The 17,605-nt window shown below is 75.0% G+C and carries 11 protein-coding genes; 6 read left to right on the top strand and 5 right to left on the bottom strand.

Annotated elements, in window-relative coordinates; all coding sequences use genetic code 11:
• Positions 1–94 precede the first annotated feature (94 nt).
• The 5 genes from RM555_RS21180 to RM555_RS21160 form a co-directional block, all read right to left on the bottom strand.
• The gene (locus RM555_RS21180; protein ID WP_311413372.1) at positions 95–1,759 is read right to left on the bottom strand and encodes a DHA2 family efflux MFS transporter permease subunit; all 1,665 of its coding nucleotides are present in this window, start codon (positions 1,757–1,759) and stop codon (positions 95–97) included.
• The gene (locus RM555_RS21175) at positions 1,743–2,831 is read right to left on the bottom strand and encodes a carboxymuconolactone decarboxylase family protein (protein ID WP_311413407.1); all 1,089 of its coding nucleotides are present in this window, start codon (positions 2,829–2,831) and stop codon (positions 1,743–1,745) included. The genes RM555_RS21180 and RM555_RS21175 overlap by 17 nt, the downstream gene beginning before the upstream one ends.
• Positions 2,832–3,097: 266 nt before the next feature.
• Positions 3,098–4,732: a GMC family oxidoreductase gene (locus RM555_RS21170; protein WP_311413371.1), complete on the bottom strand. Its 1,635-nt coding sequence runs from the start codon at positions 4,730–4,732 to the stop codon at positions 3,098–3,100.
• Positions 4,729–5,298 (bottom strand): DUF5987 family protein, encoded by a 570-nt coding sequence (locus tag RM555_RS21165; RefSeq protein WP_311413370.1) that lies wholly within the window; start codon positions 5,296–5,298, stop codon positions 4,729–4,731. The genes RM555_RS21170 and RM555_RS21165 overlap by 4 nt, the downstream gene beginning before the upstream one ends.
• 505 nt (positions 5,299–5,803) lie before the next feature.
• On the bottom strand, positions 5,804–6,865 hold the full coding sequence (locus RM555_RS21160) for an SDR family NAD(P)-dependent oxidoreductase (protein ID WP_311413369.1): 1,062 nt from the start codon (positions 6,863–6,865) through the stop codon (positions 5,804–5,806).
• A gap of 195 nt (positions 6,866–7,060) precedes the next feature.
• On the opposite strand from RM555_RS21160, the gene RM555_RS21155 reads away from it, so the two are divergent.
• The 6 genes from RM555_RS21155 (at position 7,061) to RM555_RS21130 (ending at position 17,602) form a co-directional block, all read left to right on the top strand.
• Positions 7,061–8,134 (top strand): carboxymuconolactone decarboxylase family protein, encoded by a 1,074-nt coding sequence (locus RM555_RS21155; protein WP_311413368.1) that lies wholly within the window; start codon positions 7,061–7,063, stop codon positions 8,132–8,134.
• Between the two features lie 113 nt (positions 8,135–8,247).
• Positions 8,248–8,826, top strand: a complete 579-nt coding sequence (locus tag RM555_RS21150; protein ID WP_225852009.1) for a hypothetical protein — start codon at positions 8,248–8,250, stop codon at positions 8,824–8,826.
• Entirely contained in the window at positions 8,823–9,428 is a 606-nt protein-coding gene (locus RM555_RS21145) for a copper resistance CopC family protein (protein WP_311413367.1), read from the top strand. The genes RM555_RS21150 and RM555_RS21145 overlap by 4 nt, the downstream gene beginning before the upstream one ends.
• Before the next feature lie 134 nt (positions 9,429–9,562).
• Positions 9,563–10,558 carry a DUF1702 family protein gene (locus RM555_RS21140; protein WP_311413366.1) on the top strand — a complete coding sequence of 332 codons (996 nt, stop codon included), beginning with the start codon at positions 9,563–9,565 and terminating at the stop codon, positions 10,556–10,558.
• 185 nt (positions 10,559–10,743) lie between these two features.
• Complete coding sequence (locus RM555_RS21135) at positions 10,744–11,706, top strand: DUF1702 family protein (protein ID WP_311413365.1); 963 nt, start codon at positions 10,744–10,746, stop codon at positions 11,704–11,706.
• Positions 11,707–11,779: 73 nt separating this feature from the next.
• The gene (locus tag RM555_RS21130) at positions 11,780–17,602 is read left to right on the top strand and encodes a type I polyketide synthase (RefSeq protein ID WP_311413364.1); all 5,823 of its coding nucleotides are present in this window, start codon (positions 11,780–11,782) and stop codon (positions 17,600–17,602) included.
• Positions 17,603–17,605 lie beyond the last annotated feature (3 nt).

Raw genomic sequence — 17,605 nt, 5'->3', positions numbered from 1 at the left:
TGACCTCGACCGGTGCGGTGGCGCACGTCGCCGGCGCCGTACGGCCGGCGGTTGACGGGGGAGCCGGCCGATCGGGTCGGTGCCGGCGCATCAATCATGGGCGGGTGGCGTGGCGGGTGTCTTCTCCCACTGTGCGGAGCGCGACCGGCGGGCGCCCGCGCAGCCGCAGCGCGAACAGCCCGCCGAGCAGCAGGACGCCCACCACCACCCCCAGGGCCGGCCGGACGGCGGGCAGGAACGCGTCGGCGAACGCGCCGGCGGCCACGTCGCGGTACCGGTCGGCGAGCTCCGGCGGGGTCCCGGGCGGCACGACGAACCCGCCGGCCTGGCCGGCACCCAGCTTGACGCCCTCCCCGGCGGCCGCGCCGAAGCCGTGCAGGAAGTCCGCCCGGGCCTCGGGAGGCAGCTGCGCCGCCCCCGCGCGGGCGGCCTCGGGCAGGGTGTCGGCGAGCCGGTGTTGCAGGACGGCGCCGACGACGGCCGCGCCGAGCGCGCCGCCGACCTGCCGTGCGGTGTTGAGCACGCCCGCGGCGGCGCCGGCGAGTTGAGCGGGGACGTGGCGCATCGCCTCGGTGGTGGTCGGCGCGATGGACGCCCCCATGCCGATGCCGACGGCGACCAGCGGCAGGACGAAGGTGCCGGCCGTGGAGTGCGGCGTGACCAGCAGCGCCATGCCCAGCACGCCGAGCGCGTACACGGTGAGCCCGCCCGCGAGCAGGCGCCGGCCGCCGAGCCGGTCGGTGAGCCGCCCGGCGACCGGCGCGACGGCGCTGAGCACCACCGTCCAGGGCAGCGCGGCGAGGCCCGACTCCAGCGGGCTCATGCCGAGCAGCGCCTGCGTCTCGATCACGAAGACCAGCAGGAAGCCGTACAGCCCGAAGGAGCTGACGAGCGTGATCAGGGTCGCCGGGCCGAAGTTGCCGAGGCGGAACAGCCCGGGCGGGACGAGTGGCTCCCGCTGCCGGCGCTGGCGCAGCGCGAAGACCACTGCGCACAGCGCCGCGACGGCCAGGATCGCCGGGATGCTGACGGGCCCGCGTACCGTGCCCCAGTCGTGCCGTTCGCCCTCGATGAGGGCGTACATGAGGCCCACCAGCGCGGCGGTGGCCAAAAGCACGCCGACCACGTCGAGGTGGCGCGGCCGGCGGGTGCGCAGGTCGGGGACGAGCCACCAGGCGAGGGCGACGCCCGCCACGCTGAGCGGCACGTTCAGGTAGAAGATCCACTCCCAGCCGAGCCGGGTGATCACGAGACCGCCGAGGGTGGGGCCGCTGACGGCGGCCACGCCCGCGACGGCGGTGAAGATCCCGAAGGCGGCGCCCCGCCGCGCCGCCGGGAAGATGCCGGAGATGAGGACCAGCGCCTGCGGCAGCAGCGCCGCGGCGCCCACGCCCTGCACCACCCGCGCGGCGATGAGCTGCCCCGGGGACTGGGCCGCCCCGCAGAGCACCGAGGCCACCGCGAACACCGCCATGCCGGCCATGAAGACGGTACGCGGGCCGAACAGGTCGCCGAGGCGCCCGGCGACGATCAGCAGCGACGCCAGCGCCAGCAGGTAACCGTTCAGCACCCAGAGCATGCTGTCGATCCCGGTGTCCAGGGACCGCATCATGTCCGGCACGGCGGTGTTGACGATGCTCGTGTCGAGCAGGATGAGGAAGTTGCCGAGGCACAGCACCAGCAGGGCCGCCCACGGGTTGACCGGTCGCGGCGTCGTCACCGTCTCGGCGCCCCGCTGCGGGTCACGGTTGCTCCGCACGCGACGCCTCCTGCTCGGCGTCGGCGTCGGTCACGCCGAGCGGGGCGGGCCGCAGGCCGTCCCCGTACAGGGTCGCGCCGATCCGGCGGGCCGTGGTGAGGCTCGCCCAGGCCGTGACCGTGACCAGCGCGGCGTCGTCGGCGCCGCCGGCGCGGCAGGCGGCAACGTCGGCGTCGGTCACCCGGTACGGCGCGAGCGCGGTCAGCAGCGCCAGCCGGGCGACGGGTCGCTCGGCCGGCGCCAGTTCGGCGACGGCGGCGTCGAACCACCGGCCGCCGCCCGGCTCCGGGGGCGGCGGGCCGGCCAGGTAGGTCAGGATCCGCTGCCGGACGTGCTCCGGCAGGGCGGCCTGCCCGGCGTGCTGGACCGCCTGGCCGGCCCGGGCGAAGGCGGCGGCCACGTGCGGCTGGCCGACGGCCCAGGTCAGGTCGGCCTCCGGCGGCGCGGGCGGCAGCAGCTCCAGGGAGCGGCCGGGTGGCCGTCCGGCGCGCGCCAGCGCCCCCATGATGCGGGCGGCGGTCCGCCGGACCCCGGCGCGGATCCCGGCCGGCGCCGGCGGCAACGGGGAGTCCTGGAGGAAGACGCTCACCATCCGGTTCAGGTAGTGGAAGGCCACCGCCACGCCGATCAGTTCCGGCCCGTGCGCGGCGGGGAACGGCGGGGGACGGCGGCGCGCCGCGCTGGCGTCCCCGCTGTGCCGGGCCCACTCGGCCAGGGCCCGCAGCCGGGGGTCGCCGATCCCGCCGACCCCGGCGCCCGGCCACCCGCCCGGGTCGCCCAGCAGCCCGGCGGCCGTGGCGCCGTGCACTTCCACGCAGTACGGGCACCGGTTGCTCTCGGAGACGGCGGCGGCGACCACCTCCTTCGCCTCGCGGCCCACCAGCCCTTCGGCGAGCAGCGTCTCGCGCAGCATCAGCCAGCAGGCCCGCAGCACGTCGGGGGCGGGGGAGTGCAGCAGCACCGGGGGCGCGAGGACGCCGAAGTCGTCGGCCATCTGCCGGTAGACCCGCGCGACGGGCCCGTCGGCGGCCTCCGGGGCGACCGGCGTCACGTGCCGGACGTGGGTCAGCATGGTGCGGCTCGTCACCCGAGCCAGTCGCCTGCCCATCGGTTTCCTTCCTGGTCGGGCGGGCCGGGGCCGGGGGCGGGGCGCGCCCCCGGCCCGTCGTGGTCATAGGGCGTGTGTCGAAGTCCCTGGCCGGCCTGCGGCGGGCCCAGGCAGCGCCCGGCGGCGTTGGAGATCGGTCCGGATACGCCACCGGTATCCGGACCGATCTCCGCCTTGCCGGACGCCGCCTGGACTCCGCCTCGGCTCGACCGAGGACTTCGACACACGTCCTAGCTGGGCACGACCTGGGGCACCGCGGTGACCGTGCCGTCGGGCAGCGAGCCGTGGTAGGTGACGTCGATGCCCCGCTGCTGCGCCGCGCGGACGATGCCGGGCACGGCGCGTTCGGCCAGCGCGGCGATGGTGAGGGCCGGGTTGACGGTGAGCGCGCCCGGCACCGCCGAGCCGTCGGTGACGAAGATGCCGGGGTGCTGCCGCAGCTCGTGCCGGTCGTCGAGGGCCGACGTCGCCGGGTCGTCGCCGATCCGGCAGGACGACAGCGGGTGCACCGTGTACGCGCCGACCACGTCGTTGGTCCACGGCATCACCCGGGCCAGCCCGTCGCGCTCCAGGATGTCCCGGGCGTCCGCGTCGGCGGCGGCCCAGCCCCGCAGCGTGTTGGCGGTGGGCCGGTAGCGCAACGGGCCCCGGCCGAGCATCTGCTGGGAGATGCGGTCGGCGTTGCCGGTCGCCGGCGGCGGCCCGAAGACGCCCTCGTTGTCGTCCTCGGACATCGTGAAGAGCGTCAGCCACGACTGCCAGCGGCGCAGCATCTCCTTCTTCTCCAGTCCGAACCAGCTCGGGCCCTGCGCGTCGGGCACCTGGGCGAGGATCGTGCCCAGCCCCAGCGGGAAGAAGAGCTGCTCCAGCGAGTACCGCTCGTACTCGGGCAGGTCGGGGTCGAGCCGGTCCCAGGTCGCCACCGTCGGTCCCCGGCCGATCTGGTTGGCGTCGTAGCCCTTTCCGTTGGGCCGGCTGAGGCCGAGCACCTCGCGGACCCGGTCGTCGTCGAAGACGGCCGTGTTGAGCCGCTCGCCGTTGCCGGAGAAGTACCGGCCGACGGCGGTGGGCATCGTGCCGAGGGTGGGCTCCGAGCGTTGCAGGATCACCGGGGTCGCGCCGGCCCCGGCCGCGACGATCACGATCTTGGCGTCGATCGTCCCGCTGTCGTGCAGGATCCGGTAGTCCTCCGCGTCGACGATGCGGTAGTGCACCCGGTAGCCGCCGTCGTCGGTGCGGGAGAGGTGCTGCACCTCGTGCAACGGCCGGATCTCGGCGCCGTGCGCCAGGGCCGCCGGCAGGTAGTTGAGCAGCAGGGAGCGCTTCGCGTCGAAGCGGCATCCGGCCATCATCCAGTTGCAGTTGGTGCACTTGTCGACGTCCACGGCCGACGGCACCGGATTGGCCGTGCGCCCCGCGTGCGCGCAGGCCGCTGCGAAGAGGCCGCCAGCGTACGGCACCTTATCCCAGCTCTGCATCGTCACCGGCAGCGACTCGCAGACCCGGTCGTACCACGGGTCGAGCGTGGCGCGGGTGATGGCCGCCGGCCACATCCGGCGGCCGATGCTGCCCTGCCGCTCGAAGACGAACTGCGGCGCGCGCGGCATGGTGGCGAAGTAGACGACGCTGCCGCCGCCGACGCAGTTGCCGCCGAGCACGCTCATCCCGTCGCCGACGGTGAAGTCGAAGATCCGGGTGTACGACGAGCCGAGCTTGAAGTCGTGGTCGAACTCCTCGCTGGACAGCCACGGTCCGCGCTCCAGGACCACCACCCGCGCCCCGCCCGCGGCCAGGTGGTACGCCGGGATCGCGCCGCCGAAGCCGCTGCCGATCACCACGACGTCGGTGCTTGCGCTACTGGTCATGCCGGGCTCCCTGTGGGGGTGGTGTGTGGGTGCAGTCGCGACAGCGGGCGTCCGTACGAGTACTCGGGGAACCGCCACAGCCCGTCGTCGTCGGGCTTGGTGATGCCGATCGCCAGCAGCCCCGGGTGCCCGGCGGCGAGCGCGTCGAGCGTGTTCATGTGTGCGGCGCTGTCGTAGGCCATGTTGCTGAACAGGGCCAGCCCCACCCACATCTCCTTCTCCGGGTTGTCCGGGGCGAGCAGGTGGCTCAGCAGCGCGGTGCGGTGGTCGAACGCGAGCGCGACGAAGGGCGGCACCGCCGAGTCGAGGGTCAGGCCGTTCGCCTCGGCGTACCCGGTCGCGTGCGCGTTGAGGGCCTCACTGAGCGTCCCCAGCATCAGCGACAACCCGCCGGCCGGGTCCTCCATCAGGGCCAGTGCCCCGCACTCGACGGCGCCGCCGTCGGTCGAGACGCCGGCGATCGCCCGGTCGTCGGCGGACCGCTTCGCCCCGGGGATGATGGTGTCGGCGAACGCTTCCAGCGTCAGCACGCGTGCCTGCTGCTCCTCGGGTGTTTCCGGTTGCACGGCGGCTACCTCCTTCTGGGGCGGGCGCGTCGGTTACCGGTCCCGCCGGGACGTTTTTCGGGCAGCCTTGACCACCGCCCGCTAGGGCGACGGATGCAAGGGATGAAATGGTGGTCGCGCGGAATGCTTTCCGTGCGGCGTGGACGGTGCGCGAAGTTCTGCATCATCGTGGCTACCGGCGCAGGTGGGACGCATCTTCTGTTTTGCTGAGGCCGATGTCCCGACGGCCGGGACGATTGGCGCGGAAATTGCGAACGGCGGCGGGCGTGCAATTTCCGCGCCACGTTCCACGCGGGCGGCGCTGGCCGCTCCGCGCGGCGGACACGGCGGACCGTCCCGGGCGGCGGACACCGCGGCCGGGCCGCGGCGAACGGTGGGGCCGGGCCCACGAGCGGGCGGGCCCGGTGCCCCGCGGCGCGGCGCGTCCCGGCGGCGTGGTCCGCGCGGGCGGGCGGCCCGCGCGGGGCGCAGTCCGGACGGGGCGGGGGCCGGGTCGGGGCGGGGGTCAGGCCGGTTCGGTGGCGCGGCGCGGTGCGGCGGTCGCCGGGAGCGCGGCGCGCCCGGCCTGCCGGCGGCTCAGCCGCCCGGTCCGGTGCAGCCAGCGCACGGTGTCGGCCAGGGTCTCGTCCAGCGACCGGCTGGCCGGCCCGAGCAGCTCCTCGGTGGGCGTGCCGTCCATCGGGCGGGCCGTGGCGCACAGGTAGATGGCGCCGTGCTCGGCGGGCAGGTGCACGGGCGAGAGCCGCTGCGCCGCGCTGACCAGGTGGCCCATCGGCAGCAGGGCCGGGGCCGGCAGCCGGAGGGTGGGCAGGGCCCGCCCGGTGACCCGGCGCAGCGCGTCGACGAACTCCCGGGTCGTGACGTACCGGCCGGGGGCCGGGAAGCGGCGGGGGCCGCGCCCCGGTTCGAGCACCGCCGCGTGCAGCCGGGCCACGTCCCGCACGTCGCCGACGGGGAAGCCGCCGGTCGGCCACAGCGGCATCAACCCGCGCAGCACGTTGCGTACCCGGGTCGTCTGGTCGCCCAGGTGCGGGTCGTCGGGCCCGAGCGAGGCCAGCGGATAGGTGATGACCACCGGCGCCCCGTCGTCCTGGTGCCGGCGCGCCACGTGCTCGGCGGCGGCCTTGCTGCTCAGGTACGCCTCCCGGGGCGCGCCCACCGGGGAGTCGACGGTCAGCGGCGACCCCGTGGCCGGCAGCAGCGCGCCGAAGGTGGAGACGTGCACGATCGGGTCGAGGCCTGCCGCCCGCGCCGCCCCGAGCACCACCTCGGTGCCGCGGAGGTTGACCGCCCGCATCCGCGCCCGGTCCCGCGAGTCGAAGCTGTAGACGCCGGCGGCGTGCAGCGCGGCGGCGCAGCCGTCGGCGGCCCGGGCCACGTCGGCGGGGTCGGTGACGTCGCCGGTGACCAGCTCCACGCGCCCGGCGTCGGCGCCCAGCGCCGCCAGCACCCGCCGGGCGCGGGCGGGGTCGCGCACGAGCAGCCGGACCCGGTGCCCGGCGTCGAGGACGGCCGCCGTCGAGTGGGAGCCGATGAATCCGGTGCCACCGGTTACCAGGACCAGCATCGCGACTCCCGCGGGTGGGGGACTGGGTCGTCGCCCATCATGGGCGGGCGCCGCCGGGCCCTCCTTCTCCTAGGGTGCTCAACCGGCGTCGATGGCGTTGCCTGCGCCCCCGGACTCCCAATACTGGCATTGCCGCAGTCGTGGGAGCCGTCGTCGTGACCGTCCGGCGGGGCGGCGCAGAGCAGGAGGCAGATCATGATCGCTCGTCGGGTGGCCTCGTCGGTGGTCCAGCGCCAGGTCAACTACGTCACGCCGGTGCCCCAGGGGTCCGCACAGGGCCTGGTGGACGCCGTCTACCGGCAGGTCGCGCAGGAGATGCAACTGGTGGTGCCGCCGGCGCAGCTGCACTCCCCGTCGCCGGAGGTGCTGGCGGCGTACTGGATGGTGATGCGGGAGCCGCTGCTGCCGACGGAGAACGTGGACCGGGCGACCAAGGAGGCGGTGGCCGCCGCGGTGTCCGTGGCGAACATCTGCCCGTACTGCGTGGACATGCACAGCGTCGGGCTCTACGAGCTCTCCACGGAGCACGACGCGGAGGCGATCGTGGCCGACCGGCTCACCGAGATCGCCGACCGGCGCATCCGCGTGGCGGCGGAGTGGGGCCGTACGGCACACCAGCCGCAGACCTCACGGCCGGTCCTGCCGTTTCCGGAGCGGGACCGCCCGGAGCTGGTCGGCGTGGTGGTGGGCTTCCACTACATCGCCCGCGTGGTCAACGTGTTCCTCTCCAACTTCCTGCTCCCGCCGGGGCTGACGCCGCGGGCGCGCCGGCGCCTGAAGCGGGGCATCGGCTGGGTGTTGCAGGGGACGCTGCGCGACGCCCGCGAGCCGGGCCGCTCGGTGGAGCTGCTGCCGCCGGCGCCGCTGCCGGCGGAGGCGGCCTGGGCGGCGGGCAGCCCGCACGTGGCCGGGGCGATGGCCCGCGCCTACGCGGCGTTCGAGGCGGCCGGCGAGCGCGCCGTCCCGCCGGCGGTCCGGGAGCTGGTCGCGGAACGCCTCGACGCCTGGCGGGGGGAGGAGACCGGCCTGAGTCGACAGTGGTGCGAACGGCTGATCGCGCCGCTGCCCGAGGCGCAGCGGGCCGCCGGCCGCCTGGCCCTGCTGACCGTGTTCGCCTCCTACCAGGTCGACGAGGAGGTGGTCACGGAGTTCCGCCGCCACCAGCCGGGCGACGCGGCCCTGGTCGACGCGGTGGCCTGGGCCAGCTTCGCGGCGGCCCGCCGGGTCGGCACCTGGTACGCCCCCGCCGGCTCGCCCGAGCCGGTCTGACGGATTCCCGACCTGAACTGCGCAACATTGGAGACGTGTCGGCGTGTCGGAGCCGACACGCTGGGTGATGGGCGTGGTGTCTCTCGCGCCCGTGACCCTTCCAAGGAGGAAACGTGACCAGCTACCAGGCGACCCTGCCCGGAGCGTCCGGGCGTTGGGCGACACTCAACGGCGCGCACCACCGGGCGGCCCTGAACGCCTTTCTCGTGATCGTGCTGGCGCACTGGGCCGAGCACCTGGTGCAGGCGTACCAAATCTGGGGCCTGGGCTGGTCGCGGCCCGAGGCCCGCGGGGTGCTCGGCATGCCGTTCCCGTGGCTGGTCAGCTCGGAGTGGCTGCACTACGGCTACGCCATCGTGATGCTCGTCGGGCTGTGGATGCTGCGTCCCGGCTTCGTCGGGCGCAGCCGGAGCTGGTGGACCGCGGCCCTGGCGATCCAGTTCTGGCACCACATCGAGCACCTGCTGCTGCTGTTGCAGGCGCAGACCGGCCGGCACCTGTTCGACAGCCCCGTGCCCACCAGCCTGCTCCAGGTCGTGATCCCCCGCGTCGAGCTGCACCTGTTCTACAACACGGTCGTCTTCGTGCCGATGGTGATCGCGATGTACCTGCACCTGCGGCCCTCCCCGGCGGAGGCGGAGCTGATGTCGTGCAGCTGCCGGCAGCCCGAGGTCGCGGCCCAGCCGTCATGACCACCGTGGACGGCACCCGTCCGCCCGCACCGCCGACGTCCGCCGGGGCGGTGCAGCGGGCGGCCATCGCCGTCGCGGTCGGCATCGTGCTGTCGATCGTGGCGCTGCTGGCCTTCGGCACTCCGGCCGAGAGCCGGAGGTTCATGCTGAACCCGGGCGACGGGTCGGTCGTCGGGGTCGCACCCGCCGAGGTGACGCTCACGCTCGGCGGCGCCGAGTCGGCCGAGAACGTGCACCTGGCCGTCACCGGACCGACCGGGGCGGTCGTCTCGATCGGGAAGGCGGCCGTCCGCGACGGCCGCCTGGCCGTGCGGGTACGCGACGCCGGGCCCGGCGCCTACCGCGTGGCGTACCGGGCCCTGTTGCCCGACGGTCGGCAGGTCGCCGGCCTGGCCGGCTTCACGGTGACCCCCGGCGCCGTCCCGGCCGGGCCCGTCGCCGCGCCGATCGGGGACGAGGCCGCGAACGCCGGCCACGAACACGCCCGGATCGACGGCATCAACGGCGTGCTCCTCCTGCTCGACCTGGGCCTCGTCGCGGTGGCCCTGCTGCTGATGTTCCTTCGTCCACAGCGGGGAAGGGGGCCCGTCACCGGCCCGTGACCCGCCCGCCGGGCGGCCCGCCCGTGGCGGCGGATGAGCGCACAGCAGAAGACGCGGCCCCGGCCGGCGCGGCGTGACGATGAAGTCACCCGCCGGCCGGGGCCGGCGTCGTCGTAACGACAGGGGGATCTGCCATGCCGACGGTACTGGGCTCCATGCGTCGACTGCTGATGGCGCCGACGCTCGCGGAGGTGACCTTCGCGCGTCGGGGTTTCCCCGGCCCCGCCACGGAGGTCACCCGCCGGCTGGAGGCGGTTCCGCAGTCGGTCGTCTGCGGATTCGAGTGGGGCATCGACACCCGCGACCCGTGGGAGCTGGAGCGCCGGCTCGCGCTCGTCGACCGGGAACTGCTCGGCTTCGCCTACGAGGGCGCCACGATGGCCTGCACCATCCTCGACGTGATGGGGCCCCGGCGCGGCACCCGCACCCGGGACCTGCTGCGGGGCCCCGGCGCGCCGCACCTCTTCCTCGCCTACATCGGCATCGGGTTCGCGATGGCACGCCTGCCGCGACCCCTCTGGCGGCACGTCGTGCCGGACCTCACCGGCTCCCCGTACCACCCGACGATGACCTGGCTGGCCGTGGACGGCTACGGGTTCGACCGCGCCTACTTCGACCTCGACCGGTGGGTGACCCGGCAGGAGCGGCTCGCGACGTACCCGTGGCAGGGCCACAGGGACTACTTCCTCCGGGCCACGGACCAGGGCCTCGGCCGGGCGCTGTGGTTCATCCACGGCGCCCGTACCGCCGACGTGGCCGGAGCCGTGCGGGCCTTCGCCGCCGACCGGCACGGCGACCTGTGGAGCGGGGTGGGGCTCGCCGCCACCTTCGCCGGCGGTGCCGACGCCGAGGCGCTCGCCGCGCTGCGCGCCGACGCCGGCCCGTGCGCGCCGGACCTGGCCCAGGGCGCGGTCTTCGCCGCGAAGGCCCGTAGCCACGCCGGGCACGTGCCGGTGCACAGCGAGGCGGCGATGCACGCGCTCGGCGGCCGGTCCGTGGCCGCCGCCGCGGCGCTGGCCGACGACGTGGCGGTCCGCGCGGAGCCGGCCGGGCCGGTGCCCGCGTACGAGGTGTGGCGGCGCAACGTCCGCGCGCACTTCGAGCCGGCCGGCGTCAACCACGGTCGCTGAGAACCACCCGCGTCGTCCCCCGGACGGTCGCCGTGCCGCCGCGTGTCGGCGGTGCACGTGAATGTTCCGGATAGTTGCGACGAGTGCGCAAGGTTGAAGAAATCAATCCTTCCCGCGCTTGCCATCATCGAAATGGATGTCCATCCCCGGTAAACGGAAACACCGACCCTTTGGGGGAACGTGCCATGCAGAGCCTGCGTGATCTGCGGCGCAGAATCCTGACGCCAAATATCTCCGAGACGAAAATGGACGTGCGCGGATTCCACGTGAAGAACGAGGAATCGAAGGCGCTGCTCGAAACCGTCGGCGCCTCATTCCTCACCGGTTACGGATACGCCGCCGAGGCGCCGACGACCGAGGCGGCCGAACGCCGCCTGGAAACGGTGCCGACGCGTTTTCGTGGTTTCGCGTACGAGGGCGCCGCGATGGGCTTCGCCGTCCGGGACGCGCTGCGGCCGGGCCGCCCCCGGCACGTGGCGGGCCTGCTCGCCGGCCGGGGCGACGCGCACGTCTACATGGCGTACGTCGGCGTGGGCTGGGCGATGGCCCGGCTGCCCCGGATCCGCTGGGGCCAGCTGTACGCCCCGGACCCGCTGCTGCGGTGGCTGGTGCTCGACGGCTACGGCTTCCACCAGGCGTACTTCCACACCGACCGGTACGTGTACGGGCAGTACCGCCACCCGCGGTTCCCGTGGCCGGCCGAGGGCCCGCGCGAGTACGCCGACCGGGTCATCGACCAGGGCATCGGGCGGGCCACCTGGTTCGTCGGCGGCACCGACGTGGACCGGGTGACGGAGATCTTCGCCGCGTTCCCCGCGCACCGGCGGGCCGACCTGTACGCCGGGGCGGGTCTCGCCGCCACGTACGCCGGGGGAGCCACCGAGGCGGACCTGCACCGGTTCCGCGACCGGGCCGGCGACTACCGGGTGGACCTCGCCCAGGGCAGCGCCTTCGCGGCCGGGGCCCGGGTACGTGCCGGCCTGGTCGTCCCGCACAACGAGGTCGCCACGCAGGTGTTCTGCGGCATGTCCACCGCCGAGGCGTCGAAGGTGACCGACGTGACCCTGCCCCGCGGGCAGGACGGCGGCACGCCCGCCTACGAGCGGTGGCGCCAGGCCATCGCCGCCGAGTTCGAGGGGCGGTGCTGACCGTGGCGCCCCACCCCGCGGCCCGTCCCGCGCCCCGGCGGTCCACCACCGCACGCAACGAAGGAGAGACCTCGTGACAAGGATCGCTGTCGTGGGGATGGCGTGCCGCTACCCGGACGCCACGTCGCCCCGTGAACTGTGGGAGAACGCCCTCGCCGGGCGGCGGGCCTTCCGCCGGCTGCCCGACGTGCGGATGAGTCTGGACGACTACTGGGATCCGGACCCGGCCACGCCCGACCGTTTCTACGCCCGCAACGCGGCGGTCATCGAGGGCTACGAGTTCGACCGCATCGCCTACAAGATCGCCGGCAGCACCTACCGCTCCACCGACCTCACCCACTGGCTCGCCCTCGACATGGCGGCCATGGCGCTGGCCGACGCCGGGTTCCCGATGGGGGAGGGACTGCCCCGCGAGCGCACCGGCGTGGTCGTCGGCAACACGCTGACCGGCGAGTTCTCCCGAGCCAACCAGCTGCGGCTGCGCTGGCCCTACGTGCGCCGCATGGTCGCCGCCGCGCTCAAGGAGCAGGACTGGGACGACGACCAGCTCACCACGTTCCTCGACGACTTCGAGGCGACCTTCAAGGGTCCGTTCCCGGAGGTCGACGAGGACACCCTCGCCGGTGGGTTGTCCAACACCATCGCCGGGCGCATCTGCAACCACTTCGACTTCAAGGGCGGCGGCTACACCGTCGACGGCGCCTGCTCCTCGTCGCTGCTCTCCGTCGCCACCGCGTGCAAGACCCTCTCCGACGGCGAGGTCGACGTGGCGGTCGCCGGCGGGGTCGACCTCTCCATCGACCCCTTCGAGATCATCGGCTTCGCCAAGACCGGCGCGCTGGCGCGCGGCGAGATGCGGGTCTACGACCGCGGCTCGAACGGCTTCTGGCCCGGCGAGGGCTGCGGCATGGTGGTCCTGATGCGCGAGGCCGAGGCCCGCCAGGCGGGGCACCGCATCTACGCCACCATCGCGGGCTGGGGCATCTCCTCCGACGGCAAGGGCGGCATCACCCGGCCCGAGGTCGCCGGCTACCAGCTCGCCCTGCGCCGGGCGTACGACCGGGCCGGGTTCGGCATCGAGACCGTCGGGCTCTTCGAGGGCCACGGCACCGGCACGCAGGTGGGTGACGCCACCGAGCTCCAGGCCCTGTCCCTGGCCCGGCGCACCGCCGACGAGAACGCCGCCCAGGCCGCGATCAGCTCGATCAAGGGCATGATCGGGCACACCAAGGCGGCGGCCGGCGTCGCCGGCCTGATCAAGGCCGCGATGGCCGTCCACCACGAGGTGCTGCCGCCCACCATCGGCTGCGTCGACCCGCACGAGATCCTCACCGCCGAGCAGTCCGCGCTGCGGGCCCTGCGCAAGGCCGAGGCGTGGCCGCGCGACCTGCCGGTGCGCGCGGGCGTGACGGCGATGGGCTTCGGCGGCATCAACACCCACATCGTGCTGGAGAACGGGCAGCCGCGTCGCTCGTCCCGGCTGGACAGCCGATTCCGCAACCTCGCCGCCTCGATGCAGGACGCGGAGCTGCTGCTCGTCGACGGGGGCAGCCCGCAGGAGCTGCGTGAGCGGTTGCAGCGTCTCGTCGAGTTCGTGCCCACGGTGTCGTACGCCCAGCTGGGCGACCTCGCCGCCACCCTGCACCGGGAGTTGCGCGACCTGCCGTACCGGGCGGGCGTGGTCATCTCCTCGCCGGAGGACGGCGAGCGGCAGCTGCGCCGGATCTGCGACGCCCTCGACGCCGGCGAGGTACGCCTGTTCTCCTCCGACGGCCGCTGCTTCCTGGGCCACGTGAGCGGCCCGGGCCGCATCGGCTTCCTCTTCCCCGGGCAGGGGTCCGGCAAGGGCACCTCGGGTGGCGCGCTGCGCCGCCGCTTCGCCGACGTGGAGGAGGTGTACCAGCGGGCGGCGCTGCCGAGCAGCGGCGACATGGTCGCCACCGCGGTGGCCCAGCCGCGGATCGTCACCGGCTCGCTCGCCGGCCTGCGGGCGCTGTCGCTGCTCAACCTCGACGCGACGGTCGCCGTCGGGCACAGCCTCGGCGAGATCGCCGCCCTGCACTGGGCCGGCGTGCTCGACGAGGAGGCCCTGCTCCGGGTCGCCGGCGTGCGCGGCCGGACGATGGGGGAGCACAGCGCCTCCGGCACGATGGCCAACATCGGCGCCCCGCCCGAGCGGGTGGCCGGGCTGATCGCCGGCATGTCCGTGGTGATCGCCGCGTACAACGGGCCGGAGCAGACCGTGATCGCCGGCTCGGAGGCCGCGGTGGAGGACGCCTGCGAGCGGGCCCGCTCCGCCGGCCTGCGGACCACGCGGCTGTCCGTGTCGCACGCGTTCCACTCCCCGCTGGTCGAGCCGGCCGCGGACGCCTTCCTCGACGCGCTGGCGGGGGAGCGGTTCGGATCCGTCACCCGGCGGGTCGTCTCCACCGTCACCGGCGAACCGCTCGCCCACGACACCGACGTCTCCGCCCTCCTGCACCGCCAGATCACCGACCCGGTGCTGTTCAGCCAGGCCGTGGCCCTCGCCGCCAAGGAGGTCGACCTCTTCGTCGAGGTGGGCCCGGGGCAGGTGCTCTCCGGCCTCGCGGCGGCCAGCACCGACCTGCCGGCGGTGGCGCTCAACACCGACGACGAGTCGCTGGCGGGCCTGCTGCGGGTCGCGGCGGCCGCGTACGTCGTCGGCGCCGGCGGCGTGGAGGGCACCCTCTTCCACGACCGGCTGGTCCGGCCGCTCGAGGTGGGCCAGAACTTCCGCTTCTTCGCCAGCCCTTGCGAGTCCGCCCCGGTGGTGAGCCTGCCTCCGGCCACCGGCGTCCGGACGGCCGGTCCGTCCCGGGTGGACGAGGCCTCGCCGGCACCGGAGCAGCCGGCCGGCGAGTCGAGCCTGCAACTGCTGCGCCGGCTGGCCGCCGAGCGGGCCGAGCTGCCGCTGGAGATGGTGCACGACGGCAGCCAGCTCCTCGACGACCTGCACCTCAGCTCGATCACCGTCGGCCAGCTGGTCAACCAGGCGGCGCAGCAGCTCGGCGTGCCGGCCGCGCAGACCCCCACCAACTTCGCGACGGCCACCGTCGGGCAGCTCGCCGAGGCCCTGGAGCAGCTCGCCCGGACCGGTCGGGACACCGACGCGGCCGGCCCGAGCATCGTGCAGGGCGTCGCCGACTGGTGCCGGGCCTGGTCGGTGGACCTCGACGAGGCGCCGGCCCCGGTCGCCGCCCGGGCCGAGGCCGACGGAGCCTGGCAGCTGTTCGCCCCCGCCGGCCACCCGCTCGCCGAGCCGCTGCGCGCGGCCCTGCAGACCGCCGGACTCGGCGCGGGCGTGCTGGTGTGCCTGCCGGAGCGGTGCGCGGAGGCCGATCTCGAACTGGCCCTGCGCGGCGCGCAGGCGGCGACCGCCGCCGCCCCCGGCACCCGCTTCGTCCTCGTCCAGCAGGGACCGGGCGCGGCCGGGCTGGCCAAGACGCTACGACTGGAGGCGCCGCAGCTGCGGACCACCATCGTGCACACCCCGCCGGTGCCGGAGGCCGTGGCCCGGGTGACGGCGGAGGTCGCCGCCACCGACGGGTTCGCCGAGGTCCGCTACGACGCCGCCGGGCGGCGCCGGGTGCCGACGCTGCGCGGGCTGCCGGTGCGGCCCGCCGAGACGCGGGAGCCGCTGGGCGCCGAGGACCTGCTGCTGGTCACCGGCGGCGGCAAGGGCATCACCGCGGAGTGCGCCCTGGCGATGGCCGTCGACAGCGGCGCCGGCCTCGCCGTGCTGGGCCGCTCCGATCCCGCCCAGGACGACGAGCTGGCCGCGAACCTGAAGCGGATGGCGGACGCCGGCGTACGGGTGCGTTACGCCCGGGCCGACGTCTCCGACCCGGAGCAGGTGCGGCAGGCCGTCGAGGGGCTCGTCGCCGAGCTGGGACCGGTCACGGCGGTGCTGCACGGCGCGGGCCGCAACGAGCCGGCGGCGTTGACCGGGCTCACCATGGACGCGTTCCGCCGTACGTTCGCGCCGAAGGTCGACGGCCTGCGCGCCGTGCTCGACGCTGTCGACGCCGACCGGCTGCGCCTGCTGGTGACGTTCGGCAGCATCATCGGCCGGGCGGGTCTGCGCGGCGAGGCGCACTACGCCACGGCCAACGACTGGCTGGCCGAGCTGACCGTCGACTTCGGCCGGCGCCACCCGAACTGCCGCAGCCTCTGCCTGGAGTGGTCGGTCTGGTCCGGCGTCGGCATGGGTGAGCGGTTGTCCGTGGTCGAGGCGCTGACCCGCGACGGCATCACCCCGGTCACCCCCGACCAGGGCGTGCAGATGCTCCGGCGCCTGCTCGCCGACCCGCAGGCACCGTCGGTGGTGGTGGTCAGCGGGCGTACGGAGGGCATCGACACGGTCCGGATGGACCGTCCGGAGCTGCCGCTGCTGCGGTTCGTGGACCGCCCGCTCGTGCGCTACCACGGCGTCGAGCTGGTCGCCGAGGCCGACCTCAAGCCGGTCACCGACCTCTACCTGGACCACCACCGGCTGGACGGCAACCTGCTGTTCCCGGCGGTGTTCGGCATGGAGGCGATGGCCCAGGTCGCCGCCGCGGTGACCGGACGCGACGACACACCGGTGGTCGAGCGGGCCGAGTTCCTGCGGCCCATCGTGGTGCCGCCGGAGGGCAGCACCACCATCCGGATCGCCACCCTCGTGGTTGACGACGACGTCGTGGACGCGGTCATCTACAGCGCGGAGACGGAGTTCAGCGCGGCGCACTTCCGGGCGCGGCTGCACTTCACCGGCACGCGACCGCCGGCGGGCCCGCCCGAGCAGGTGCCCGCCGGGCTGCCGGCGGTGCCGCTGGATCCCGCCACCGACCTGTACGGCGACATCCTGTTCCAGGGTGGACGGTTCCAGCGGCTGCGCCGCTACCACCGGTCGGCCGCCCGGCACGTCGACGCCGACGTGGTCACGGCTCCGCAGACGCGCTGGTTCGCCGACTACCTGCCGGACACCCTGCTCCTCGGCGACCCCGGCGTGCGGGACGCCCTCATGCACGGCAACCAGGTCTGCGTTCCCGACGCGACGCTGCTGCCGGCCGGCATCGAGCGGCTGCACCCGGCGGGGACCCGCCTCACCGGGGCGGAGGAGCTCCGCTACTGCGCCGAGGAGCGCAGCCGCGACGGCGACACCTACGTCTACGACATCGCGCTGCGCTCCGCCGACGGTGCGGTCGTGGAGCGGTGGGAGGGCCTGCGGCTGCGGGCGGTACGCAAGAAGGACGGCCGTGGCCCGTGGGTGGCGCCGCTGCTCGGCTCGTACCTGGAGCGGGCGGTCGGCGACCTGGTCGGCGGCGACGTCGCCGTCGCGGTGGAGCCGACCCCGACGGAGCAGACCGGGCGCGGCGAGCCGTCCGGGCAGGGCACGCCGGACGAGACCCGTCGGCGGCGGGCCCGGACCGCGGTGGCCGCCGGCCGGGCCGCGGGTGGGCCGGTCGAGGTCGCGTACCGGCCGGACGGCCGCCCCGAGCTGGCCGACGGGCGGTCCCTCTCCGCCGCGCACGCCGAGGACCTGACGCTCTGCGTGGTGGGGACCGGGCCGCTGGCCTGCGACGTCGAGGCGGTACGCGCCCGGGAGGAGTCGGTCTGGCAGGGGCTGCTCGGCGCGCACGTCGACCTCGCCCGGCTCTGCGCCGCTGACGGCGGGGAGTCCCTGGACGCGGCGGCCACGCGGGTGTGGGCGGCGATCGAGTGCCTGCGCAAGGCGGGGCTCTCGCACCGGGCGCCGCTGGCCGCGGTGCCCTCGGAGCGGGCCGGCTGGCTGGTCTTCGCCTCCGGCGACCTGCGGATCGCCACGCTCGTCACGACCGTACGGGACCTGCCCCAGCCGATGGCGTTCGCGATCCTCACGGAAGGACGGGCCTAGGCG

It is taken from the genome of Micromonospora reichwaldensis (assembly GCF_031845925.1).
GTDB lineage: Bacteria > Actinomycetota > Actinomycetes > Mycobacteriales > Micromonosporaceae > Micromonospora > Micromonospora reichwaldensis.
Note: the sequence above shows the minus strand (reverse complement) of the source record. Positions and strands in the feature narration are given on the sequence as shown.